Origin of the sequence: Aurantiacibacter marinus (assembly GCF_001021555.1) — a bacterium.
Taxonomy (GTDB): domain Bacteria; phylum Pseudomonadota; class Alphaproteobacteria; order Sphingomonadales; family Sphingomonadaceae; genus Alteraurantiacibacter; species Alteraurantiacibacter marinus.
Map to the genome: position 1 here is coordinate 675,356 of NZ_LDCP01000001.1, position 19,960 is coordinate 695,315.

The 19,960-nt window shown below is 60.2% G+C and carries 25 protein-coding genes; 19 read left to right on the forward strand and 6 right to left on the reverse strand.

The genetic code is table 11. The annotated features are described in order from the left end of the window. The first annotated feature begins 1 nt into the window (after position 1). The 7 genes from AB731_RS03310 (at position 2) to AB731_RS03335 (ending at position 5,261) form a co-directional block, all read left to right on the forward strand. Positions 2 to 871, forward strand: a complete 870-nt coding sequence (locus AB731_RS03310; protein WP_052768867.1) for a hypothetical protein — start codon at positions 2 to 4, stop codon at positions 869 to 871. 144 nt (positions 872 to 1,015) lie between these two features. Continuing rightward, positions 1,016 to 1,189 (forward strand): hypothetical protein, encoded by a 174-nt coding sequence (locus AB731_RS13915; protein WP_156167341.1) that lies wholly within the window; start codon positions 1,016 to 1,018, stop codon positions 1,187 to 1,189. Between the two features lie 126 nt (positions 1,190 to 1,315). Further along, complete coding sequence (locus tag AB731_RS03315; RefSeq protein ID WP_047093094.1) at positions 1,316 to 2,473, forward strand: alkene reductase; 1,158 nt, start codon at positions 1,316 to 1,318, stop codon at positions 2,471 to 2,473. 86 nt (positions 2,474 to 2,559) lie between these two features. Then, positions 2,560 to 3,012: a CHRD domain-containing protein gene (locus AB731_RS03320; protein ID WP_231638822.1), complete on the forward strand. Its 453-nt coding sequence runs from the start codon at positions 2,560 to 2,562 to the stop codon at positions 3,010 to 3,012. A gap of 31 nt (positions 3,013 to 3,043) precedes the next feature. Continuing rightward, positions 3,044 to 3,748, forward strand: coding sequence for an endonuclease III domain-containing protein (locus tag AB731_RS03325; protein ID WP_047092424.1), 705 nt, complete (start codon positions 3,044 to 3,046; stop codon positions 3,746 to 3,748). Then, complete coding sequence (locus tag AB731_RS03330; protein ID WP_052768866.1) at positions 3,745 to 4,587, forward strand: EamA family transporter; 843 nt, start codon at positions 3,745 to 3,747, stop codon at positions 4,585 to 4,587. Before AB731_RS03325 ends, AB731_RS03330 begins: the two co-directional genes overlap by 4 nt. Continuing rightward, complete coding sequence (locus tag AB731_RS03335; RefSeq protein ID WP_047092423.1) at positions 4,587 to 5,261, forward strand: endonuclease III domain-containing protein; 675 nt, start codon at positions 4,587 to 4,589, stop codon at positions 5,259 to 5,261. Before AB731_RS03330 ends, AB731_RS03335 begins: the two co-directional genes overlap by 1 nt. 66 nt (positions 5,262 to 5,327) lie before the next feature. Here AB731_RS03335 and AB731_RS03340 read toward each other — a convergent pair whose 3' ends face one another. The 3 genes from AB731_RS03340 to AB731_RS03350 all read right to left on the reverse strand — a co-directional run bounded on the left by AB731_RS03340 (position 5,328) and on the right by AB731_RS03350 (position 6,620). Then, positions 5,328 to 5,876 (reverse strand): DUF924 family protein, encoded by a 549-nt coding sequence (locus tag AB731_RS03340; protein WP_047092422.1) that lies wholly within the window; start codon positions 5,874 to 5,876, stop codon positions 5,328 to 5,330. Between the two features lie 13 nt (positions 5,877 to 5,889). Next, positions 5,890 to 6,306, reverse strand: a complete 417-nt coding sequence (locus AB731_RS03345) for a hypothetical protein (protein WP_047092421.1) — start codon at positions 6,304 to 6,306, stop codon at positions 5,890 to 5,892. 86 nt (positions 6,307 to 6,392) lie between these two features. Then, complete coding sequence (locus AB731_RS03350) at positions 6,393 to 6,620, reverse strand: zinc-finger domain-containing protein (RefSeq protein ID WP_047092420.1); 228 nt, start codon at positions 6,618 to 6,620, stop codon at positions 6,393 to 6,395. Between the two features lie 56 nt (positions 6,621 to 6,676). On the opposite strand from AB731_RS03350, the gene AB731_RS03355 reads away from it, so the two are divergent. The 3 genes from AB731_RS03355 to AB731_RS03365 are packed head-to-tail and all read left to right on the forward strand — an operon-like array spanning position 6,677 to position 10,229. After that, positions 6,677 to 7,621: an ABC transporter ATP-binding protein gene (locus AB731_RS03355; protein ID WP_047092419.1), complete on the forward strand. Its 945-nt coding sequence runs from the start codon at positions 6,677 to 6,679 to the stop codon at positions 7,619 to 7,621. 48 nt (positions 7,622 to 7,669) lie between these two features. Further along, entirely contained in the window at positions 7,670 to 9,259 is a 1,590-nt protein-coding gene (gene nadB, locus AB731_RS03360) for an L-aspartate oxidase (RefSeq protein WP_047092418.1), read from the forward strand. A gap of 40 nt (positions 9,260 to 9,299) precedes the next feature. Continuing rightward, the gene (locus AB731_RS03365; protein ID WP_047092417.1) at positions 9,300 to 10,229 is read left to right on the forward strand and encodes a TraB/GumN family protein; all 930 of its coding nucleotides are present in this window, start codon (positions 9,300 to 9,302) and stop codon (positions 10,227 to 10,229) included. 23 nt (positions 10,230 to 10,252) lie between these two features. Here AB731_RS03365 and AB731_RS03370 read toward each other — a convergent pair whose 3' ends face one another. Further along, positions 10,253 to 10,474 carry a hypothetical protein gene (locus AB731_RS03370; RefSeq protein ID WP_047092416.1) on the reverse strand — a complete coding sequence of 74 codons (222 nt, stop codon included), beginning with the start codon at positions 10,472 to 10,474 and terminating at the stop codon, positions 10,253 to 10,255. 639 nt (positions 10,475 to 11,113) lie between these two features. Here AB731_RS03370 and AB731_RS03375 point away from each other — a divergent pair. The 4 genes from AB731_RS03375 to AB731_RS03390 all read left to right on the forward strand — a co-directional run bounded on the left by AB731_RS03375 (position 11,114) and on the right by AB731_RS03390 (position 14,498). Next, positions 11,114 to 13,144: a ribonucleoside-diphosphate reductase subunit alpha gene (locus tag AB731_RS03375; protein WP_047092415.1), complete on the forward strand. Its 2,031-nt coding sequence runs from the start codon at positions 11,114 to 11,116 to the stop codon at positions 13,142 to 13,144. A gap of 399 nt (positions 13,145 to 13,543) precedes the next feature. Next, complete coding sequence (locus AB731_RS03380; RefSeq protein ID WP_047092414.1) at positions 13,544 to 13,732, forward strand: hypothetical protein; 189 nt, start codon at positions 13,544 to 13,546, stop codon at positions 13,730 to 13,732. Positions 13,733 to 13,773: 41 nt separating this feature from the next. Then, positions 13,774 to 14,133 carry a PilZ domain-containing protein gene (locus tag AB731_RS03385; protein ID WP_047092413.1) on the forward strand — a complete coding sequence of 120 codons (360 nt, stop codon included), beginning with the start codon at positions 13,774 to 13,776 and terminating at the stop codon, positions 14,131 to 14,133. Between the two features lie 80 nt (positions 14,134 to 14,213). After that, entirely contained in the window at positions 14,214 to 14,498 is a 285-nt protein-coding gene (locus AB731_RS03390) for a hypothetical protein (protein ID WP_047093091.1), read from the forward strand. An 8-nt stretch (positions 14,499 to 14,506) separates the two neighbouring features. On the opposite strand, the gene AB731_RS03395 is transcribed toward AB731_RS03390, so the two are convergent. After that, positions 14,507 to 15,394 carry an arylamine N-acetyltransferase family protein gene (locus tag AB731_RS03395; RefSeq protein WP_231638823.1) on the reverse strand — a complete coding sequence of 296 codons (888 nt, stop codon included), beginning with the start codon at positions 15,392 to 15,394 and terminating at the stop codon, positions 14,507 to 14,509. A gap of 77 nt (positions 15,395 to 15,471) precedes the next feature. On the opposite strand from AB731_RS03395, the gene AB731_RS03400 reads away from it, so the two are divergent. Then, complete coding sequence (locus AB731_RS03400) at positions 15,472 to 15,783, forward strand: hypothetical protein (RefSeq protein ID WP_156167342.1); 312 nt, start codon at positions 15,472 to 15,474, stop codon at positions 15,781 to 15,783. Positions 15,784 to 15,934: 151 nt separating this feature from the next. Beyond that, complete coding sequence (locus tag AB731_RS03405; protein WP_047092411.1) at positions 15,935 to 16,993, forward strand: ribonucleotide-diphosphate reductase subunit beta; 1,059 nt, start codon at positions 15,935 to 15,937, stop codon at positions 16,991 to 16,993. Between the two features lie 42 nt (positions 16,994 to 17,035). Here the strand turns inward: AB731_RS03405 and AB731_RS13745 are convergent, their stop codons facing one another. Continuing rightward, positions 17,036 to 17,521 carry a thermonuclease family protein gene (locus tag AB731_RS13745; RefSeq protein WP_162199455.1) on the reverse strand — a complete coding sequence of 162 codons (486 nt, stop codon included), beginning with the start codon at positions 17,519 to 17,521 and terminating at the stop codon, positions 17,036 to 17,038. 254 nt (positions 17,522 to 17,775) lie between these two features. Between AB731_RS13745 and AB731_RS03415 the strand changes: the two genes are divergently transcribed. The 3 genes from AB731_RS03415 (at position 17,776) to nhaA (ending at position 19,953) form a co-directional block, all read left to right on the forward strand. Beyond that, positions 17,776 to 18,030: a YdcH family protein gene (locus AB731_RS03415; RefSeq protein ID WP_047092410.1), complete on the forward strand. Its 255-nt coding sequence runs from the start codon at positions 17,776 to 17,778 to the stop codon at positions 18,028 to 18,030. 419 nt (positions 18,031 to 18,449) lie between these two features. Continuing rightward, complete coding sequence (locus AB731_RS03420; protein WP_047092409.1) at positions 18,450 to 18,641, forward strand: YdcH family protein; 192 nt, start codon at positions 18,450 to 18,452, stop codon at positions 18,639 to 18,641. Positions 18,642 to 18,744: 103 nt separating this feature from the next. Next, positions 18,745 to 19,953 (forward strand): Na+/H+ antiporter NhaA, encoded by a 1,209-nt coding sequence (gene nhaA, locus AB731_RS03425; RefSeq protein ID WP_047092408.1) that lies wholly within the window; start codon positions 18,745 to 18,747, stop codon positions 19,951 to 19,953. The last annotated feature ends 7 nt before the right edge of the window (positions 19,954 to 19,960 follow it).

A 19,960-nucleotide genomic window follows, 5' to 3' on the forward strand; every position in this document is an offset into this window, starting at 1 on the left:
GGTGAGGCCTGTCGTCGCTGCCTTCGCTGCTTTCGCTGCCCTCGGCCTTGCGGCCTGCACCCAAGACGCGTCCGCGCCGGAAACTGCAAACGCGTCCACCAGCGATTGCTCATCCGGCGGTATGATCGGTCTGTTCGATCCCGCAAACGACCTGCTCATCGCCAATTATGATTCCAAGCCCGATGTTGACGACCTGCAAGCGGTCGCGGCGGCGGGTACAGTGCTCCAGGACCCGGCCTATTCCTGTGTGGACTTTGTCGCCACCCATGGCGCCTACGGTATCCAGACCGGCGAATTTCTTCCCGCAGCCGAACTTTTCAACCTCGCTTTCGGAGACAAATGGCTCGATGCGCATGAGGACCGTGAAGGGACCATTGCGGCACTGGCGGAGCGGATGCGGACAACCATTTCCGGCGGCGGCAAAGTCTGGGTTGCCGAGGCCGGCCAATCCGATGTGACAGCGGCCGCGGTAGGGATGCTTCCCGAAGACATGCGGCGCAGCGTCAATATCGTCCAACACAGCTATTGGAACGAGAGCCAGACGAGCGAGGACGCGATGAACATGGTGGTTTACAACACCACCTATCACCGCGTGCAGGACGGCAATTTTGCGGGCAATGGCTCGCCTGCGTTCAACACGGATGATGGCTCGCATTGGAGCGCGCTGCTGGCCGATCCAGACGTGGGCCTGATTTGGCGTGAGGCCAAGCGCCTTTCGGACCTTCACAACCCAGTTGCCGAATACGTCAATCCGGCGGTCGCAGCTGGAGGGCTGGACTTTTCTGACACGGTTGAAATCGCCTATATCCTGGGGTTTTACGACATGAAGGGTGTGGGCGAATTTGTTGCGCGTTTTGCCCCGGCTGAATAGCACAACGAGCCTGATCGGAACACCACGCCCACCATCATGACTCACGCCATCGTCCCGCTCGCATTGGCGATGGCGAGCCATGGTCTGCTCGATGCTCTAACCAGCGGCGGGCTTGGTCCGGCCTTGCTCTAGCCAGTCAGTGACGTGCGAATTTTCGCCTCCGTCACGCCGATCCGCGTATCGCCTAGTGGTGCGGACTTATTCTCCATGCGTGGGCTGGAAACGCTGAAGTCGGAGCTGATTTGGGTATGGCTGCCCTGCGCCGTTCTGGCGCTGACGGGGCGCTGGACGCTGCGATCTCCGCGCACTGCCAGCTGAAAGAACCGGCTTTATGCTATCACCGCTTGAGGCAGGCCAAGCTTTTCTTGTCTGCAGCGCTGGAACAGGCCCCGCAGCCAACCATTTCCAATGCAACAATTCCATCTTGCATCGAAAGACCAGACCATGGCGCGCAGCGACAACATTTCAGGCATACAAACTCTTTTCCAACCCATCACAGCAGGCGATATCACCTTCCCCAACCGTGTGTGGATGGCACCGCTAACGCGCAGCCGTTCCGCTGCAGACGGCAATGAGCAGACGGCTCTGCATGCGCTTTATTATGCGCAGCGCGCCGGGGCTGGACTGATCGTTTCCGAAGCGACGCAAATCAGCCAGCAGGGGCAGGGCTATGCCTGGACGCCGGGCATCCACAGCGATGCGCAGGTCGATAGCTGGAAGCTGGTGACTGATGCGGTGCATGATGCAGGCGGGCGGATTTTCTGCCAGCTGTGGCACGTCGGTGCAGTCAGCCATCCGGTATTCCAGCCTGGCGGCAAAGCGCCGGTTTCCTCCAGTGCATGGACACCGAAAGGCGAGGCATTTGTCGGCGATCTGCTGCCCGATGGCCCGACCGTTCCCCATGAAGAAGCGCGCGCGCTTACCCGAGACGAAATTGACAGCGTTATCGAAGATTATCGCCACGCTGCACGGCATGCGGCCAAGGCAGGGTTCGACGGTGTCGAACTGCATGCGGCCAATGGCTATCTGATTGACCAGTTCATGCGTTCCGGCGTCAACAGCCGCACCGATGAATTCGGCGGCAGCCTTGAAAACAGGCTGCGGCTGCTGGGCATGGTCATCGAAGCTCTCTCGGAAGAACTTCCTGCAGGGCGGATCGGTGTGCGGTTAACGCCCATCGGCGGAGCTGGCGGCAGCCATGACGAAAAGCCCGAAGAAACTTATCCTGCCGCCGCCAAACTGCTTTCTGGAAGAGGCCTTGCCTATTTGCATGTCGTGCGTGCCACGGACCACGGCGGAGCGGATGGCGAGCGTTCCGACGGCGACGCAATTCTGAAAGACATGCGCGCGAATTTCGATGGTGCTTTCATCGCCAACGGCAATCTCTCGCCCGAAGACGCAATCCGCTGGATTGCAGAGGACCGCGCCGATGCCGTGGCATTCGGTCGCCAGTTTATCTCCAACCCGGATTTGCCTGCGCGTATCGCGCAAGGTGGACCGTATAACGAGCCTGACTATGACACGTTCTATGGCGGCGGAGCGCATGGCTATGTTGACTACCCTGCGCTTGGCGCTGTGAATGATCCCCTGCCGGTAAAGTAACTGGACGTGTCAGCCAAGCGCACGGGGAACGGGCGCTGGGAGCATGCGTTCCCCTTGTGACGCTCAATTTATCCGAGGTGATTTCGATGAACAGCCGTATTCTCATGGTGGTAACAGCCACCGCCGCCGTGATGTCCTTGTCCGCCTGCGAGACGCTGCAAGAGACGTATTTCGAAAACACATCGCCTACTTACGTGGTGGAACTGAGCGGCGCGAATGAAGTGCATAGCGCCAGCCCCAATGGCAGTGGCACGGCTGAAATCACCTTTACGGATGAATTGTCGCGGGTGTGCTGGGACTTGAACGATCTTGAAAACCTGGGCCCCATTACCGCTGCGCATATCCACCGCGGGGCTGCCGGCGTTGACGGCCCGGTCGTCTTGCCACTTGCCCGGGCAACCGAAGGCGGCTGGCGCGGTTGCAGCACCGAAACCGGCTGGGTGCAGCAAGCTTTCGATGAAGGGCTGTCGAATTACTACGTCAACGTCCACACGGCGGAATATCCACGCGGGGCGATTCGCGGGCAGCTTCGTCGATAGTTGGGCCGATAGGCGCGCTGTTTATTAGCCGATGACTGGATTATTGCCGCTCGGCCCCGACCCGCGCACGGACCAGCTTGAGACTATCCACAGCACGCTCATCAGCGCGTTCGGACGTATCGTGCGGCCCGATGACAAGCGCCGCGATCCTGTCTGGACACTGGTTCAGGGCGTCATCGGGGCGCAGACGAAGACCGCGATTTCCAATGCATCAACCGACGCGCTGCGCGATCGGTTTGGTTCATGGGAAGGTGTGGCGCGCGCCGATGTTGCCGATCTGGAAGAATTGCTCCGGCCGCAGACTTTTCCCTCCGTCGCGGCGGAGCGGGTGAAGGCCTGCCTCACGGCCATCATCGAAGAGCGCGGGAGCGTGGACCTGCGCCATCTTTCCAACTTGCCCGATCATGATGCGATGGAATGGCTGCAGGCCTTGCCCGGTGTGGGGCGAAAAATCGCTGCGGGTGTCATGAACACCTCCATCTTTGTACGCCGCGCCCTGGTGATCGACGGACATCATCGGCGCGTCATGCAGCGCGCCGGTCTCGTCCCGCCAAAGGCCGACACTGCGCGAGTTTACGATACGTTGATGCCGCTGTTGCCGGAAGGCTGGTCTGCCGCCGATATCGACGAACATCACTTGCTGGTTAAGCGTCTGGGGCAAGTGTATTGCCGCCCCGCCGTGCCCAAATGTCATGACTGTCCGATCCGTACCAATTGTGCCACTGGCCGTGCATGAATGACCTTTCCCGCGCCCGGATGACCCCTGCCAAAGTGATGCTGCTGGCAGCGGCTGCGATCATCGCCTTTGCTGGAAATTCCCTTTTCGCACGCGCCGCATTGGCCGACGGGGCGATGGGCGCAGGTGCCTATTCCGCGTTTCGGCTGGCGGCGGGCGCGCTTATCCTGCTGCCGGTTTTGGGCCGTACTCCGGGCCGCGCCGACCTGTTCGGAGCCACTGCGCTGGCGATCTATATCGGCAGTTTTTCGTTCGCCTACATCAGCCTTGGCGCAGCCAGCGGGGCGCTTATCCTGTTCGCCTGCGTCCAGGCGACGATCCTGCTGATCGCAGCAATACGCGGCGATGCTCCGGCCTTGCGCGGCTGGCTGGGTATGGCGCTGGCATTGGCTGGTGTGGCCTATCTGCTGGCCCCCGGTGCAGGCGCAGTGGAGATTGCTCCTGCACTGTTGATGGCAATGGCGGGCGCCGCATGGGGCGTCTACACACTTCTGGGGCGCGGCGCCGGCGATCCCGCTGGCCGCACTGCACGCAATTTTCTGCTGGCGACACCGATGGTTCTGCCGATGCTGCTGTTGGATAGCGCCTGGCCAACAGGGTTCGGCGTTGTCATGGCTGTGCTATCTGGCGCGCTGACTTCGGGCCTTGGTTATGTCGTTTGGTATGCGGTCGCCCCGCGCATGGGGTTGGCGACTGTCGCGGCAGTGCAACTGGCCACGCCTGTGGTGGCAGCGCTGGGCGGGGCTTTATTGTTGGCAGAACCGCTCACCCTGTCGCTGGCCCTTGCCAGCACGCTGATCCTTGGCGGTATCCTGCTGACGCTTGAAAGGCGCAACTGATGCTGGACCGCGCACAGGTGGAACAGGTGTACGCCCGCCTTTCCCAAGCCATGCCGGGGCGCACGAAAGATGCCAAAGGCCCCAAGGGACAACCCGATCCGTTTCGCAGCTGCATTTCCTGCATGCTGTCTGCCCAATCGCTCGACAGCAATACTGCGAAAGCTGCCAAAGCGCTGTTTGCGCTCGCCCGTACACCGGAAGATATGCTGGCCCTTACGGGTGAACAGATCGCCGCCGCGATCAAGCCGTGCGGACTCTACAACGTAAAGGCGCGCAATATCCGCAAGTTCTGCGAGGCGCTGCTGGCGGACCATGGCGGGAGGGTGCCGGCCACGCGTGAAGGCCTGCTCAGCCTGCCGGGTATCGGCCGCAAATGCGCCGATATCGTCATGAGTTTTGCCTTCGGTGAAGATGTCATCGCGGTTGATACTCACGTCCACCGCGTCTGCAATCGCATCGGCCTGACGCAGGCGAAAACAGCCGACAAGACAGCACAGCAACTGGAAGACCGTTCACCTGATTGGGCCATGCGTGACGGGCACTTCTGGCTGATCCAATTCGGCAAGCGGATCTGCAGCGCGCGCGCACCCAAATGCGAACAATGCCCGGTCAGCGATCTTTGTGAATATTTTGGCGACACACGTGATCATTCAGATGCGCCGCGCCCTTATTGACTGTTGATCGACGCGCCGTTGCTGTCGCCGTCGCCGTCGCCGCCGCCGCCGCTGTTCCTGCCGCCTTTACCAGGCGAACCCGGCATCGATGGCGCGCCTTTCCGCAGATGTCGTTTCCCGGCCCAGAATATCATTGCGATGCGGGAAGCGCCCAAACCGCGCGATCATGCGGTAATGGCTGCGCGCAAAACCAAAGTTCCGGCCGCCATTGATCCGGCGAAATATTTCCAGCGCGCGGCGCTGGTCGGCAATGTCCTCGCTGTGCATCAAAGGCATAGCCAGGAATTGCGCCTGACGGAGCGGCACAGCGAGATCGTATCCGCAATCCAGCGCTTCATGCGCAATGGCGCAGGCCAGCGGATCGAAGGCGAATGCGCGCGGTGTCCCGCGATAGATATTGCGCGGCATCTGGTCGAACAGCAGGACGCTGGCGAGTGCAGTGCCCGGATCTGAGGTAAAGGTGGTCCGGGGCATGCGGCAAAGCGCCTCCAGCTCCGGCTGAAAGCGCTCTGTGCAAACTTGATCGAGATTGCCGGAACCACCCCACCAATCGCGCGGGCCAAGGCGGTGAAACCAGAAGTGGAGGATCTCAGCGGCCCATCGCCTGCGCGCCATGGCCACTGCAAAATCAGCCTTCGGCTTCGGGCGCTTCGGTGTAGGGTGTCCAGTCGCTCAGGAACAGAATGCCGGAAAACATGCCAGAACTGCGGTCGATCGTGCGGTGCACATCATGGCGGCAGAGCTGGCTGCCGGTACGTTCAATGATCGGCACATCCCACGGGCCAAGGTTACGCGGATCGCTTGCCCGGGCGACCCATAAGGTGCCGCCGCGTTCGTACGCCAGACCGACGTTTTCGACCACCCGCAGGCGATTGCTGTTGAATGTCGAGATGCAGGAAGTCGGCTCACCCGCGACCCGGCCTTCGACCAGCTCTTCGAATGCCTCTTCATATTGGGCTTCGCGCTGGGCTTCGCGGTCCTGCGCGGCGGCAGGAACGGTGGCGGCCAGCAAAGTGGTCGCGACTGCGGCAAGAATCAGTTTCATATCGCTTCTCCAGACACGGTCATGATACACAATACCGCTGAACCTAGGCTGACAGCGCATGCGGGTGTGCCCCGCGCGCGGTAAACCTACGCCGCCACGTCAGGTACGTTGCCATCATCCGCCGGGCCGCCCTGAAGGATGAAACGCCGGTCGCAATAGCCGCAATCGGCATAGCCTTTTTCGTCGATCTGCATCCACACGCGTGGATGGCCGAGGCTGACGGGTAAATAATTCTCGCCGCCGCGAATATCGCCTGCGCCGTCGCACCAGACTCGAGGAGTATCAACGATTGTGGTTTCGGGTACCTGTTCCATCCTTGTGCTCCTATCGCTTTACGCGGGGCGGGAAAAGCCCCTAAGAGCGCTGCGATATGGCCGATAATGCAATCGAAATCCGCGATCTTCGCAAAGTCTACGCCGGCAGCGGCGATGCGCCGCCCAAAGAGGCGCTGAAAGGCGTTACCTTCGATGTGCCCGAAGGCCAGGTTTTCGGCCTGCTCGGCCCTAATGGCGCGGGCAAGTCCACGCTGATCAACATCATGGCGGGCATGGTGAACAAGACCGGTGGCACGGTAAAAATCTGGGGCCACGATATCGATACCGATCACCGCAATGCGAAGCTGAACATCGGCATCGTACCACAGGAAATCGTCTTCGATCCGTTTTTCACCCCTTTCGAGGTGCTGGAAAACCAGGGCGGCATGTACGGCGTTGCAAAGGCGCTGAGGCGGTCCGAGGAATTGCTGAAGGCTGTGCGGCTGGAAGACAAGCGCAACGCCTATGCCCGGACATTGTCCGGCGGGATGAAGCGGCGTTTGCTGATTGCGAAGGCCATGGTCCATTCCCCGCCGATCCTTGTGCTGGATGAACCGACCGCCGGTGTGGACGTGGAACTGCGCCGCCAGCTGTGGGAACTGGTGAGCGAACTGAATTCCGAAGGCGTGACCGTTGTTCTGACCACACACTACCTCGAAGAAGCAGAGCAATTGTGTGAACGTATCGCGATCATCAACAATGGCGAGTTGATCGCCAACAGGACCACCCGCGAACTGGTTGCCATGGGCCGCGAGAAAATCGTGCGCGTTTCGGTAGACAAGGACCTTGGCGGTCCGATCATGGAAGAGGCTTTCACCAAGGCCGAAGTGATCGAGGACCGTATTCTGGAAGTGACTTACAACCGGGACAGTGCCAGCGCCGGGCAAGTGCTCTCGCTGATCCAGCAGCACGGTTATGTCATAGAGGACGTAACCACGCGTGAGGCTGATCTGGAAGATGTGTTCGTGCAGCTGACTGCGCCAGCCGAAGCCGCAACCTGATCTGACGCGATGCGGTCCCCAACAAGCCCAGGATGAGCGGAGTTTCATTTGCCTGACCAAAACCATCATGACGTCCTGATCATCGGCTCCGGCGCGGCCGGGCTTACCGCCGCGCTCACTCTGGCGGAAAAGTGCAAGGTTCTTGTTCTCGCCAAGGGCACGCTGCGCAGTGGCTCTACCGCGTGGGCGCAGGGCGGGATCGCTGCTGTTCTCGATGCCGGCGACACGTTTGAAGATCATATCCGCGATACGATGGTGGCGGGTGCGGGCCTGAATGACAGGGAGACGGTGGAATTCGTCATCGAAGGCGCGCCGCGTGCGATTGACCGGTTGTGCGAATTGGGCGTGCCGTTCAACCGCGAAAGCGGGGATCTGCACCTCACCCGCGAAGGCGGGCATTCCCACCGCCGCATCGTCCATGTCGATGATGCGACTGGCTGGGCCGTACAGGCCGCGCTGCTGAAGGCGGCAGAGGAAAGTCCCAATATTACCTTGCTGCCGGACCGCACCTGCGTTGACCTGATCACCGGGCGGCATGAGGCGAAATATTCAGGGTCCGGCCGCGTGTGGGGTGCCTATGCGCTCGATACGGCGACGGGCAAGGTGGAAGCTTATACTGCCAAGGCCACGATCATGGCGGCGGGCGGGGCTGGTCGCGTCTATCAATTCTCTACCGCACCGCGCGGCGCGACCGGAGACGGTATCGCAATGGCATGGCGTGCAGGCGCGCGCGTTTCCAATATGGAGATGATGCAGTTCCACCCTACCTGCCTGTACAATCTGGACGTCAAGAACTTCCTCATCACGGAGGCCGTGCGCGGTGAGGGCGGGCGGCTGTTCCACCCTGAAACCGGCCACCGCTTCATGGCTGATTACGATCCGGAACGGATGGAGCTTGCACCTCGCGATGTGGTGGCGCGCGCGATAGACGACCAGATCAAACGTTATGGTCTGGATTACGTCCATCTGGATATCAGCCACGAAGAACCTGAATTCGTGAAGCAGCACTTCCCGACAATCCATGAAAAGCTGATGGGTCTGGGCATCGACATGACCAAGGGGCCGATCCCGGTCGTCCCGGCACAGCATTATACCTGCGGCGGCGTGGTCATCGACCTCAATGGCCGCACCGATCTGCCGGGCCTGTATGCGGCGGGTGAATGCACCGAAAGCGGCTTGCACGGGGCAAACCGGCTAGCGTCGAATTCGCTGCTCGAATGCTTCGTGTTCGGTGAAGCGGCAGGGCGCGATATTCTGGCGAACTGGGATACATTCGAAGCGCCGCCACCCGTGCGCGAATGGGATGAAAGCCGCGTCACGGACTCGGATGAAGAGGTTGTCATCAAGCAGAACTGGACCGAAATCCGGCGGATGATGTGGAACTATGTCGGCATTGTGCGCACGACAAAGCGGCTGGAACGCGCGGGCAACCGTATCGACCTGCTGGCAGGCGAGATCGCCGATTATTACGGCAATTTCCGGGTCACCACCGACCTGATCGAGCTGCGCAATCTACACCAATGCGCAGGCCTGATCGTGCGCAGCGCTCTGGCCCGGCACGAAAGCCGCGGGCTGCATTACATCCTCGATTATCCGGAAACCGATGACGAGGTACGCGATACGGTTCTGGTGCCGTAGAGTAAGGCCGCATTCATGGCGTAGAGGCCACTGCGCTGCCATGAAAATGCTCGCCTTCAGTCTCGCCGCTTCACTTTGCATCCTCGCCGCGCCAGCCATCGCGCAGGAACGTAATGCGGCGACCGAATCCATAATCGTTACAGCGCAGCGTTCCGGCGCGCCGATGTGGACCATCGACACGCCCCGCGGCGCGGTCATTCTGGTGGGCGAGATTGCTGCTGTTCCCGAAAACACACCGTGGCAGCCAGGCCGACTGGAGGATGCAACGCGGGAAGCGCAGCGTGTGATCCTTGGCATCAAGCCGCGCATTTCCCCCGGCGATATCCTGCGCATGATCTTTGCCGGCGGACGCATCACGCGCCTGCCCGATGATACCGTGGCCGCCGATTATCTGGACGCGGGCCAGCTAGCCCGGCTGACCTCGCTGGAAGAAGAGTATGACCAGGATTACGAACGCAAAAGCTTCCTGCTCACGTCCTTCGACCTCCTTTCGCGCCGCCTCGGCTTTACCCGCGATACGGGCCGCGATGCATCAGATGTGGTGCGCCGCGCCGCGCGCCGCGCCGAAGTTCCGTCAGAGCCGGTTGGCTCGGTGCGCGGGGAAGATATGCTGGACAACCTGGCGGACACGCCGCCGCAGGCGCATCTTGCCTGCCTTGACGCTGCGATGACTGCGACAGAGCTGGGCCCGGATATGATCGAACAGCGCGGGCGCGACTGGCGCAGTTACAATGTGCCCGCTGTCATGGCCAACCCGCTGGAAATGGCGCTGGGCCAATGCTGGCCGTGGACCGATGCGGACATGGGGCCGGAACTGCGCACCCAGTGGCTCGGCGCGATTGGTGGCGCGATGGCAGAGGACGGCGTCACACTGGTGGTCGTCCCGCTGCGCGTGCTGGCGGAAGACGACGGCGTGCTGGATCAGCTATCCGCCCAAGGGCTGGATATCAGCGGACCGGAGTGGCGTTGAAGCGCAAAGCTGACGACCTATCGTCAATCACCCATCATCAGGACCAAGATGAAGGCGAGGAAAGTTCCGCCCAGGAACAGCATCCAGCTCCAGTAAAAGCTGAAGTCCAGCATCAGGTCGGGATAATTCACATCCACCTTGAACACGTTCAGCAATCCGCCCGTCGCACCGCCTGATCCCATGAACAGGGCGATGATGAGGGTGAGGAATGCCCCGAAGGGGATAGCTTTGAGGAAGGAAATCATGGCCCATCCATTTCCTGTGTAACTTGTGCGAACATTCTTTAACGCTCCACCGGGCCGCGTCCACCGCCCAAAGCCCTAAAGCGGACAAATTGACAGCAAATTACGCGCGCTGATTCTTTATGACTCGCGGCTCTGCTCATTTCATTTCCGATCATGAAACCCCGCAAATTTTTTTCCGCAGATTGATTTTGCCTCTTGCGCTGCTCGCGAGCCATGGAAAACCCACGCGTCGCGGCGTGTTGTCTGCGCCATACACCATTAGAATAACCTCGATCGGACCAGTAAATCGACCTTAACCCTCTTGCGTGTGAACCATGTCTGATTCACTATGGGTTGTGGTCGTAATGCCGGGGGCACCCACAAGACCTAGATTTTTGGCCTTAACTCGCGATTCGCGCGGCTGGGGCCGGAGTCCTGGAATTGGGGAGCTTTTTGTGGGCAATCGGTGGATTGCCGGGGGATAGATTGCGGATCACGAGTGGACATATCGGGGGACAAATATTGTCTCGCGAAGGGTGAAAAAAGCGGCGTGAACGGCTACATAGGGGGTGCTTCCCCGAGTCGAACACAAATAGAACATTGGAAGCGCGGCAGGCGTAGTATCTGCGCGCTCATTCAGAGAGACGGGATACGGGGCTAATGGAATTTCGAAACGGAGACGATGCGGCAATGGGCCTGGATGATAATGTCGCGGGTGATGCCCCTGAGAAAACCGTCGCCCCCAAGAAGGCGACCAAGAAAGCGGTAAAAATGGACAAGAGCGACATCGGCACAGACGATTTGATCGCGGCAGAAGTTGCCGGAGCGACTGCGGCTGCGCTAGCCGAAGCCACGCGCGCCGCATCGCAGAAGGATATCGATTCCAAATCCATTCTGCCGCGCCGTTTCAACGTGAAGACAGACCCTGCGCGCGATGCCAATCTGACCGCATTCGGCAAGGAAACGCTGGAAGATCGTTATCTGCTGCCTGGCGAAAGCTATCAGGATCTGTTTGCCCGCGTGGCCGATGCCTATGCCGATGATGCCGAACATGCGCAGCGTCTGTACGACTATATTTCCAACCTCTGGTTCATGCCCGCAACGCCGGTGCTGTCGAACGGCGGTACCACGCGCGGCCTGCCCATCAGTTGCTATCTCAATTCCGTGTCGGACAGCCTTGGCGGCATTGTCGGCACGTGGAATGAAAACGTCTGGCTCGCCTCCAAGGGCGGCGGCATTGGCACCTATTGGGGCAATGTGCGCGGTATTGGCGAACCTGTTGGCCTGAACGGCAAGACCAGCGGCATTATTCCTTTCGTGCGCGTGATGGATTCGCTCACATTGGCCATTTCACAAGGTTCGCTGCGGCGCGGTTCGGCGGCATGTTACATCGATGTGCACCACCCGGAGATCGAGGAATTCCTCGAAATTCGTAAGCCATCGGGCGATTTCAACCGCAAGGCATTGAACCTGCACCACGGCGTGTTGCTGACCGATGAATTCATGGAAGCCGTGCGCTCCGGCGATGATTTCGACCTGCTCAGCCCGAAGGACGGCAGCGTCCGCAAGACCGTGGATGCGCGCAGCCTGTTCCAGAAACTGGTCGAAACGCGTCTTGCCACCGGAGAGCCGTACATCGTGTTCTCCGACACGGTGAACCGCATGATGCCAAAGCATCACCGCGATCTGGGCCTGAAGGTTTCAACCTCCAATCTGTGCAGCGAAATCACTTTGCCAACCGGCATCGACCATCTCGGCAATGACCGCACGGCCGTGTGCTGCCTGTCCTCGCTCAACCTTGAAAAATGGGAAGAGTGGGAAGGCGAAAAGCAGGTCATCGAAGACATCATGCGCTTCCTCGACAATGTGCTGCAGGATTATATCGACCGCGCACCTGATGAAATGGCCCGCGCCAAATATTCGGCAGAGCGTGAACGCAGCGTCGGGCTGGGAGTCATGGGCTTCCACTCCTTCCTCCAGTCAAAGGGCATCGGTTTCGAAAGCCCCATGGCGAAGGTGTGGAACCTGAAGATGTTCAAGCACATCAACACCAAGGCGAACGAGGCCAGCCTGATGCTGGCGCAGGAACGCGGCGCTTGCCCGGATGCCGAAGAAATGGGCGCGATGGAGCGTTTCAGCTGCAAGATGGCGATCGCGCCAACCGCGTCGATTTCGATCATCTGCGGCGGCACGAGCGCCTGTATCGAGCCTATTCCGGCAAATATCTACACCCACAAGACGCTGTCCGGCAGCTTCGTGGTGAAGAACCCGTATCTGGAAAAGCTGCTCGACAAGAAGAGCAAGAATTCGACCAATATCTGGAATTCGATCCTGGAAAAGGACGGCAGCGTCCAGCACCTCGATTTCCTGACGCCCGAAGAAAAGGCTGCGTACAAGACCAGCTTCGAAATCGACCAGCGCTGGCTGCTCGAATTCGCCGCCGACCGTGCGCCTTTCATCGATCAGGCGCAGTCGCTCAACCTGTTTATCCCGGCTGACGTGGACAAATGGGATCTGGCGATGCTGCACTTCCAAGCGTGGGAAAAGGGCATCAAGTCGCTCTACTACCTCCGCTCCAAGTCCGTGCAGCGCGCAGGCTTTGCCGGCGGCGTGGAAGCGGACAACACCGCCGAGCCGTCAAAATACGAGCTGCCGACGACGGATTACGACGAGTGTCTGGCCTGTCAGTAGGCTTCGATCTTAGCTGAACAAAAAGAAGGCGGCGAACCACGAAAGAATGGATTGCCGCCTTCGGTTTTTTGGTTTTCGGAATTCTTCTGACGTGGAGTGGATGGCGATCAATTCGCTTCCGGCTGCACGAGAATGGCATTTCGGGAATTGAGCAGGTGATGTTGAAAACTAGCGTGGAAGAGCCTCTGCCGAGAACCGCTCTCGACAGATTTCCTGGCGCTCTCAATCATTGGTTGGCAATCATGTTCGGTCCGATTCTCGCACTTGTCGGAGCAGCTATGCTGGCAGGGAAAACCGGACTGATCAGTTGATGCGCGCCGCGCCGACCTTTGTCCTCTATCAACAAGCGCATGTGTGCCTTAGGTATCTCCAATAACGTACTGACCGGAAGGAACACCCGTGGACGGAAATACACCGATCATCATTGGAGTGCTGGGCACGCTGGCTGCGCTGTTCGTGTTCGTCAACGGCTGGCGGATGCGCCGTAAAGGGGACCAGGGGCGCACACTGGGCGGACTGCACATGTTGATGGCCGTGCTGTTTGTCCCGATGACCTGGTGGATCATCATGGTGCTCATGCCCGCCTGATTTTACCGGGCGGTAACCATTGCGCGCTAGGGCAAGTGTCCATGCAAACGCGGCAAGAACCCCGCAAGGCCCTGACTGTCCCGGGGCGCTATGTCGCTGGAGACGGCGATCCTGTGGACGTGCACCTGTGCGATCTGTCTGTCGGCGGCGCGCGTTTTGCCAGCAGTGACAGCGCGTTGATGCGCGGCAGCCAGGTCTACATCCTCATCGCCGGACGCGGGCCCTACAGGGCCAGCGTCAAATGGTGCGCTGATGGCGAATGCGGCGTGACCTTCACGGTGCCATTGAGCCCGGAGACTTTCGAGCAATTCCAGAACAGCCATATTGCCGATTTTTCTGACGAGGGCACAGAGGCGGATTTCCCGCCGATGCCGCCCCAGACCCGGCAGCGTTTCTGTTGAGCTGACCTGTACCGCAGGGGGCTTGCAGCACTGCGTATTCGCGCCCATCCTGCGCGTATTGACGCGAGGAGACCATGCCCATGACCAGCCGCATTCTTACCCTCTTGGCGATATCCCTGCTGCTTGCAGGATGCGCATCCCAGATCGACGCAGGCGTTACGCGCGAAGCAGGCTCGCCCGGTTTCTGGTGGGGCTTGTGGCACGGATTTATCTTCCCGTGGTCCTTCATCGGATCGCTCTTCAGCCCTGATATCGCCGTATACGCCGTGCCCAATCGCGGCGGCTGGTATGATTTCGGCTTCTTTCTGGGCGTGACGGTGCTGGGCGGCGGCAGCTTCTTCGGATCGAAGAAGCGCAGGGACTAGACGGGCGATTAGCTAGGCGATTGGCGCCACAGCGGAAGGCGGGCGATTTCCTCTGCGCTCAACTCAAGGCCGAAATGGTGATCGAGCAGGCGGCGATATTCTGCCGCATCTGGAACAGTGCGCTTTTCCGGCTCGGTCCCTGCGCGCCATAATGACAGCTCGCGGTCGACCAGGCTGACAAAGCCATCGGGCAGGCACATGCTGGCGACATGCAAACTGGTAAAGCGGGAACTTTCATGTGTCGCCGCCCAGTGGCAACCCATCGCCATGTCTGCCTGCGCCACTTCGGCAAGATCGAAGGCAAATTGCGGTTCCCACAGAGTATCGCTGGCAGAGCGCCCATCGGTCGGACCCTGCGGGCCCTTGCGTTCCAGCAGCCATGCGCCGGGGATGGACCCTTCCTCGCCAATCCGGCGCAGGCGGTGCTGTGCGCCATCCATGCTGCCGACCATCGCGCCATCCTCCAGCGGCATGGGCGGAGCGTAGCCGCCGCCAAATCCCGCATCGGCAATCCACGCCTCCTCGTCAAAGCGCACCAGCACCAGACAATGGGTGCGCGGGGTAGTCTCTGCCGGGCTCCCCAGCAGCACCCGCGCCAGCAACAGCGCCGCATCGAAGCCCATCGCGCCCAGCATATCCGCCATCAACCGGTTGTGTTCGAAACAAAAGCCGCCGCGCCGCGCCGTTACCAGCTTGGCAAAGACGGGCCCGCTATCGCAGGCAATGGTGCCGCCAGCCATGACCGCGAGGTTTTCAAACGGGATCGTCTGCCGGTGTGCCGCCTGCACTGCGGCCAGCCCCGCAGGATCGGCGGCGGGGGCCTGCGCAAGGCCGATACGGGCGAGATAGGCGGCGGTGTCCATCACCAGCTTCATGGCGTGACCGGTGCGTTCCATGCAACCTCAACGTGCGGATTTTTCAAATCGAAAATGACGTAGGGGTAAGGTTATCCTAACCATTCGGAATGTAAAACATGGCTATGGCAAAGCGGGTGAACAAACGGTTCTTGAACCATCACGGGTATGGCGAAGTGCGAGTATCGCGCTATTTCGCGCTGTATCTGGCGCAGGTCGTTTGGTTCACGCTCGGCATTTATCTGTATTCCGGCGCCTACTGGCCTTCCAGCTGCCAGCCGCAGAACCTGCTGGAAATCTATGGCTGTTCGGCCCGCTTGCCCTCTGACGGCGGCGGCTGGAGAGAGGCGGCATTGCTGACCTGGCTGTGGGCAACGCCGCTCTTGGTCGCGCTGGAAATTTCGCGCCGCATGAGCAAGGGCGAGGACTAGTCCTGCCTGCCCGCCGGAGGGATTCCGTGCGCGCTGGATAAGTCCGGCAAAACTTCTTTGAATTATCCCCCGACCTAAGTCCCCTATTGCTATCGAATCGGTGATATGATTCTCTATATAGGAAGTTCGCACCTATACCCGGAGATACCAGATGTCGTTGCTCGAAGCCCGTAAGACCTACAAGCCCTTTGAATATCCGTGGGCTTACGAGTTCTGGAAACGGCAGCAGCAGGTGCACTGGATGCCGGAAGAAGTGCCCTTGGGCGAAGACTGCCGCGACTGGGCGCAGAACCTCACGGATCATGAGCGGAACCTGCTCACGCAGATCTTCCGTTTCTTCACCCAGGCCGATATCGAGGTGCAGGATTGCTACCACGAGAAATACGGTACGGTGTTCAAGCCGGTTGAGGTCAAGATGATGCTCGCCGCGTTCTCCAACATGGAAACGGTGCACATCGCCGCCTATTCCCACCTGCTCGACACCATCGGCATGCCCGAAAGCGAATACGGCATGTTCCTCGAATATGAGGAGATGAAGGACAAGCACGATTACCTGCAGGAATTCGGCGTCGATACGGACGAAGATATCGCCCGCACGCTCGCCATGTTCGGCGGATTTACCGAAGGGCTGCAACTGTTCGCCAGCTTTGCGATGCTGATGAACTTCCCGCGCTTCAACAAGATGAAGGGCATGGGGCAGATCGTCAGCTGGTCGGTGCGCGATGAAAGCCTGCACTGCGAAGGCATCACCCGCCTGTTCCACGCCTTCTGCGCAGAACGCGATTGCCTGACCAAATCCGTGAAGGAAGACATCATGGACATGTGCCAGAAAACGGTGCGGCTGGAAGATGCCTTCATCGATCTGGCGTTCGAACAAGGCCCCGTCCCCGGTATGACGGCGAAGGAAATCAAGAAGTACATCCGTTATATCGCGGACTGGCGGCTTTCGCAGCTTGGCCTGCCGAGCATCTACATGGTCGAAGACCACCCGCTGCCATGGCTCGCCCCGCTGCTGAACGGTGTGGAGCACGCCAACTTCTTCGAAACCCGCGCCACGGAATATTCAAAGGCCGCGACCACCGGCAATTGGAACGACGTGTGGGGCAATTTCGACAAGCGCCGCAAAGCCAGCGCCGCGAACGAGGAAGAGGCCGTGGATGATGGTCCGGACATGTTCGGCAACAGCGCCGGGAGCGTTGCTGCGGAGTAGGGGTTTGGGGGCGACTGGCGCTTGCCCGGCAGAGCTATCTAATCAATCACACCACCCCGGCCCCGCCGCTCGGTAGCGCACGGCCAGTCCTTGCTCTATCAGCCGGTCAGCAATCGGTTCACCTTCACGGGTGATGCGGCGAAGTAAGCGTTCGTAAACGTCGCGATTCGGCTCAAATCCGTCGCGGGTGAGCGAGAAGGGACCTTCGTTGAGAATATCGCGCAAGGCATAGGTGGCGCGCTCGCCGATCTCGGCTTCGCGGGGGCATCCCGGCGAGGAGACTTCGGCTGCGTCGATATCCAGCAGGCGGATTTTCTCGCCGCGATACCAGATCGTGTCGCCATCCACGACGCAGGTATAGCGCACAGGCCCCGCGCAAAGCTGGAACCATGCGGCCTCCGGGTCCGTCGCCGTTGGGTGGGGTGTCCGGGTCAGGAAATCCCAATGCGCCACCGTTCCGCCGCGAAACGATCCCGCAACTACAACGACAAGAACCAGCGCGATCAAAATGCGCAGCCGCCAACGCACTATCGCCCGCCAAATGCGCTTTAATAGTTTCGGGCCACCACCGGGCGGGGGATTGGCAATACGCCGCAGGGGAACAGCCCGGAACGGCTTCCGAAATTGAACCACATTGGATTTGCGCCGTCCCATGCTGCGCATGATTTCACGATTATGCACGGCGTAGCAAGGTCTGGCGCATCAATTTGACCCACATCAAAGCCCGCACGCTCACACCGCGCTAAACCCCTTCCCAAGCACCAACAGGAAGGACCTCCCCCATGTCACAGCATACGCCCAACGAACTCACCGAAGTCTTCAAGCGTGACCGTGATCTGCTCACCCGGCTCAAGGCCGGGGATGCGCATTATGTGCGGCTTGCGGACGAGTATCATGAGGTCAACCGGCAGGTGCACCGCATCGAGGCCGAGACAGAGGCGGCGAGTGATGAGCGGATGGAGGGGCTGAAGCGGCAGCGGCTTGGCCTGCTCGATGAAATTACCGCGATTGTCACCCAGGCGCGCGGAGCGGCATAGCGTCCCGCGCGCGGCGCTTTCCTACAGGGGCGGGCGCGGTCCATCACGCATCCGTGTTGTATCCACCCCCCTCATCCCGCGACATACCAACATCGCCGCGCACAGTGTCACCCTGTCGCCGCGCCCCTGTAACCCGCACAAAACCGCGATTTATGGCCCGATTTCACAGGGTGACAGGGTGTAACCTTTGTCACCCGAATGCGAAAAAATTGGCGAAAAACACGATTTCGCTTGGAACCAGACCGATTTGGTCGCATTTGGATACTTGCGGACCGGGCCCCTCTGGCGCGCGCCTTCATGGCGCTCGTGATGTCGGACCGCATCGGACAGCCGATGCGAGTTTGAGGGATGGTTCTGCCTTCCACAACAACACAATCCGGCTGACCGATCACCCTTCAACCCGTTTTGGGAGAATTAGGATGACGGCCCGTTTGTTTAGATTGACAGAGCTTCACCAGAGGCTCGATGAAAGGCTGCGTTATGAAATGCGCAGGCTTACTCCGGACCAGTTCCGTTTGATGGAACTGAAACGCCGCAAGCTGCGCGTGAAGGACCTGCTGGCCCGCGCGGCCCGCCGGCCAATGCGTTTCAACCAGCTGTCACGCGGCTGAACTTGCAGCTGAATCTACAGCTGAACTTAGAAGGGCGGGCAGGGCGCATAAAATCCGCGGTCCTGCCTGCCAATTACCATTTTCCCCGGGGGGCACATTTGACATGCTTAGTACCGTTCAACCCATGATGCAGGACTTCCTGAAGAAGGAAAGCGCCGGTGGCATCGTGCTGATGGTTGCCGCCGCGCTGGCGCTGGTGATTGCCAATTCCGCCGCGGCCTCCACCTATTTCGGTGTGCTGGCTGTTCCCGTTATCGCCGGATTTGGCGATGCGGTGATAAACAAGCCGCTGCTGTTGTGGATCAACGATGGCCTGATGGCGATCTTCTTCTTCCTCGTCGGGCTGGAAGTGAAGCGTGAAGCATTGGTCGGCCAGCTGAACAGTTGGAACAAGGCCAGCCTGCCGCTGATGGCGGCGATTGGCGGCATGGCCTTGCCCGCGATTGTGTTCCTCTCGATCAATTCAGGTTCGCCGGAAAACATGAACGGCTGGGCCATTCCTGCCGCGACCGATATTGCCTTTGCACTGGGCGTGCTTGCCCTGCTGGGGCCGCGTGTTCCTGTTGCCTTGAAGGCATTGCTTCTGGCTGTCGCCGTGATCGACGATATCGGCGCGATCACGATCATCGCGATCTTCTACACCGCTGAAACCGATCTCGGGATGCTGCTGGGCGGCGCTGTGACCTTGGCTGTGCTGGCTGCATTTGGCCGGGCCAAGGTCGGCTCCAGCATTCCCTATGTGATCCTTGGCGTGGTGCTGTGGGTGTTCGTCCTGAAATCCGGTGTGCACGCGACGCTGGCCGGTGTGGCGGCGGCCATGTGTGTGCCGATTGCATCGCGTGATGGCGGCCAGCCGCTGGAGCGGATGGAGCACGCGCTGCATCCGTATATCGCCTTCCTGATCATCCCGATTTTCGGCTTTGCCAATGCCGGTGTGTCCCTGACCGGAGTGGGCTTTGACACGCTGCTGTCCCCGCTTCCGCTGGGCATCGCGCTGGGCCTGTTGATCGGTAAGCAGCTGGGCATTCTGGGCTTTGCATGGATCGCGGTGAAAACCGGCATGGCAAGCCTGCCGGACAATGTCAGCTGGAAGCAGATACACGCCTTGTCACTACTGGCGGCTATCGGCTTCACCATGAGCCTGTTTATCGGCAACCTCGCCTTCGCCGATCCGGCGCAGGTGGATGCGGTGAAGATCGGCGTGCTGTCAGGCTCTCTGGTGGCGGCGGTGGCGGGTTACCTGCTGCTGCGGGCCACGCTGCCTGCCGGTGATGCGGATGCTGAGGCAGTAGAGGTTAAGGCCGCCGCGTGATCGCTTC

Coding starts and splice junctions, on each gene's coding strand:
- AB731_RS03415 (WP_047092410.1), top strand. CDS start 17,776: ATGTCACAGCATACGCCCAACGAACTCACCGAAGTCTTCAAGCGTGAC.
- AB731_RS03325 (WP_047092424.1), top strand. CDS start 3,044: ATGACTGGATTATTGCCGCTCGGCCCCGACCCGCGCACGGACCAGCTT.
- AB731_RS03335 (WP_047092423.1), top strand. CDS start 4,587: ATGCTGGACCGCGCACAGGTGGAACAGGTGTACGCCCGCCTTTCCCAA.
- AB731_RS03370 (WP_047092416.1), bottom strand. CDS start 10,474: ATGATTTCCTTCCTCAAAGCTATCCCCTTCGGGGCATTCCTCACCCTC.
- AB731_RS03345 (WP_047092421.1), bottom strand. CDS start 6,306: ATGAAACTGATTCTTGCCGCAGTCGCGACCACTTTGCTGGCCGCCACC.
- AB731_RS03330 (WP_052768866.1), top strand. CDS start 3,745: ATGAATGACCTTTCCCGCGCCCGGATGACCCCTGCCAAAGTGATGCTG.
- AB731_RS03315 (WP_047093094.1), top strand. CDS start 1,316: ATGGCGCGCAGCGACAACATTTCAGGCATACAAACTCTTTTCCAACCC.
- AB731_RS03400 (WP_156167342.1), top strand. CDS start 15,472: ATGGCTATGGCAAAGCGGGTGAACAAACGGTTCTTGAACCATCACGGG.
- AB731_RS03340 (WP_047092422.1), bottom strand. CDS start 5,876: ATGGCGCGCAGGCGATGGGCCGCTGAGATCCTCCACTTCTGGTTTCAC.
- nhaA (WP_047092408.1), top strand. CDS start 18,745: ATGCTTAGTACCGTTCAACCCATGATGCAGGACTTCCTGAAGAAGGAA.
- AB731_RS03355 (WP_047092419.1), top strand. CDS start 6,677: ATGGCCGATAATGCAATCGAAATCCGCGATCTTCGCAAAGTCTACGCC.
- AB731_RS03420 (WP_047092409.1), top strand. CDS start 18,450: ATGACGGCCCGTTTGTTTAGATTGACAGAGCTTCACCAGAGGCTCGAT.
- AB731_RS03365 (WP_047092417.1), top strand. CDS start 9,300: ATGAAAATGCTCGCCTTCAGTCTCGCCGCTTCACTTTGCATCCTCGCC.
- AB731_RS03395 (WP_231638823.1), bottom strand. CDS start 15,394: ATGGAACGCACCGGTCACGCCATGAAGCTGGTGATGGACACCGCCGCC.
- AB731_RS03405 (WP_047092411.1), top strand. CDS start 15,935: ATGTCGTTGCTCGAAGCCCGTAAGACCTACAAGCCCTTTGAATATCCG.
- AB731_RS03385 (WP_047092413.1), top strand. CDS start 13,774: ATGCAAACGCGGCAAGAACCCCGCAAGGCCCTGACTGTCCCGGGGCGC.
- AB731_RS03375 (WP_047092415.1), top strand. CDS start 11,114: ATGGAATTTCGAAACGGAGACGATGCGGCAATGGGCCTGGATGATAAT.
- AB731_RS03320 (WP_231638822.1), top strand. CDS start 2,560: ATGAACAGCCGTATTCTCATGGTGGTAACAGCCACCGCCGCCGTGATG.
- AB731_RS03390 (WP_047093091.1), top strand. CDS start 14,214: ATGACCAGCCGCATTCTTACCCTCTTGGCGATATCCCTGCTGCTTGCA.
- AB731_RS03350 (WP_047092420.1), bottom strand. CDS start 6,620: ATGGAACAGGTACCCGAAACCACAATCGTTGATACTCCTCGAGTCTGG.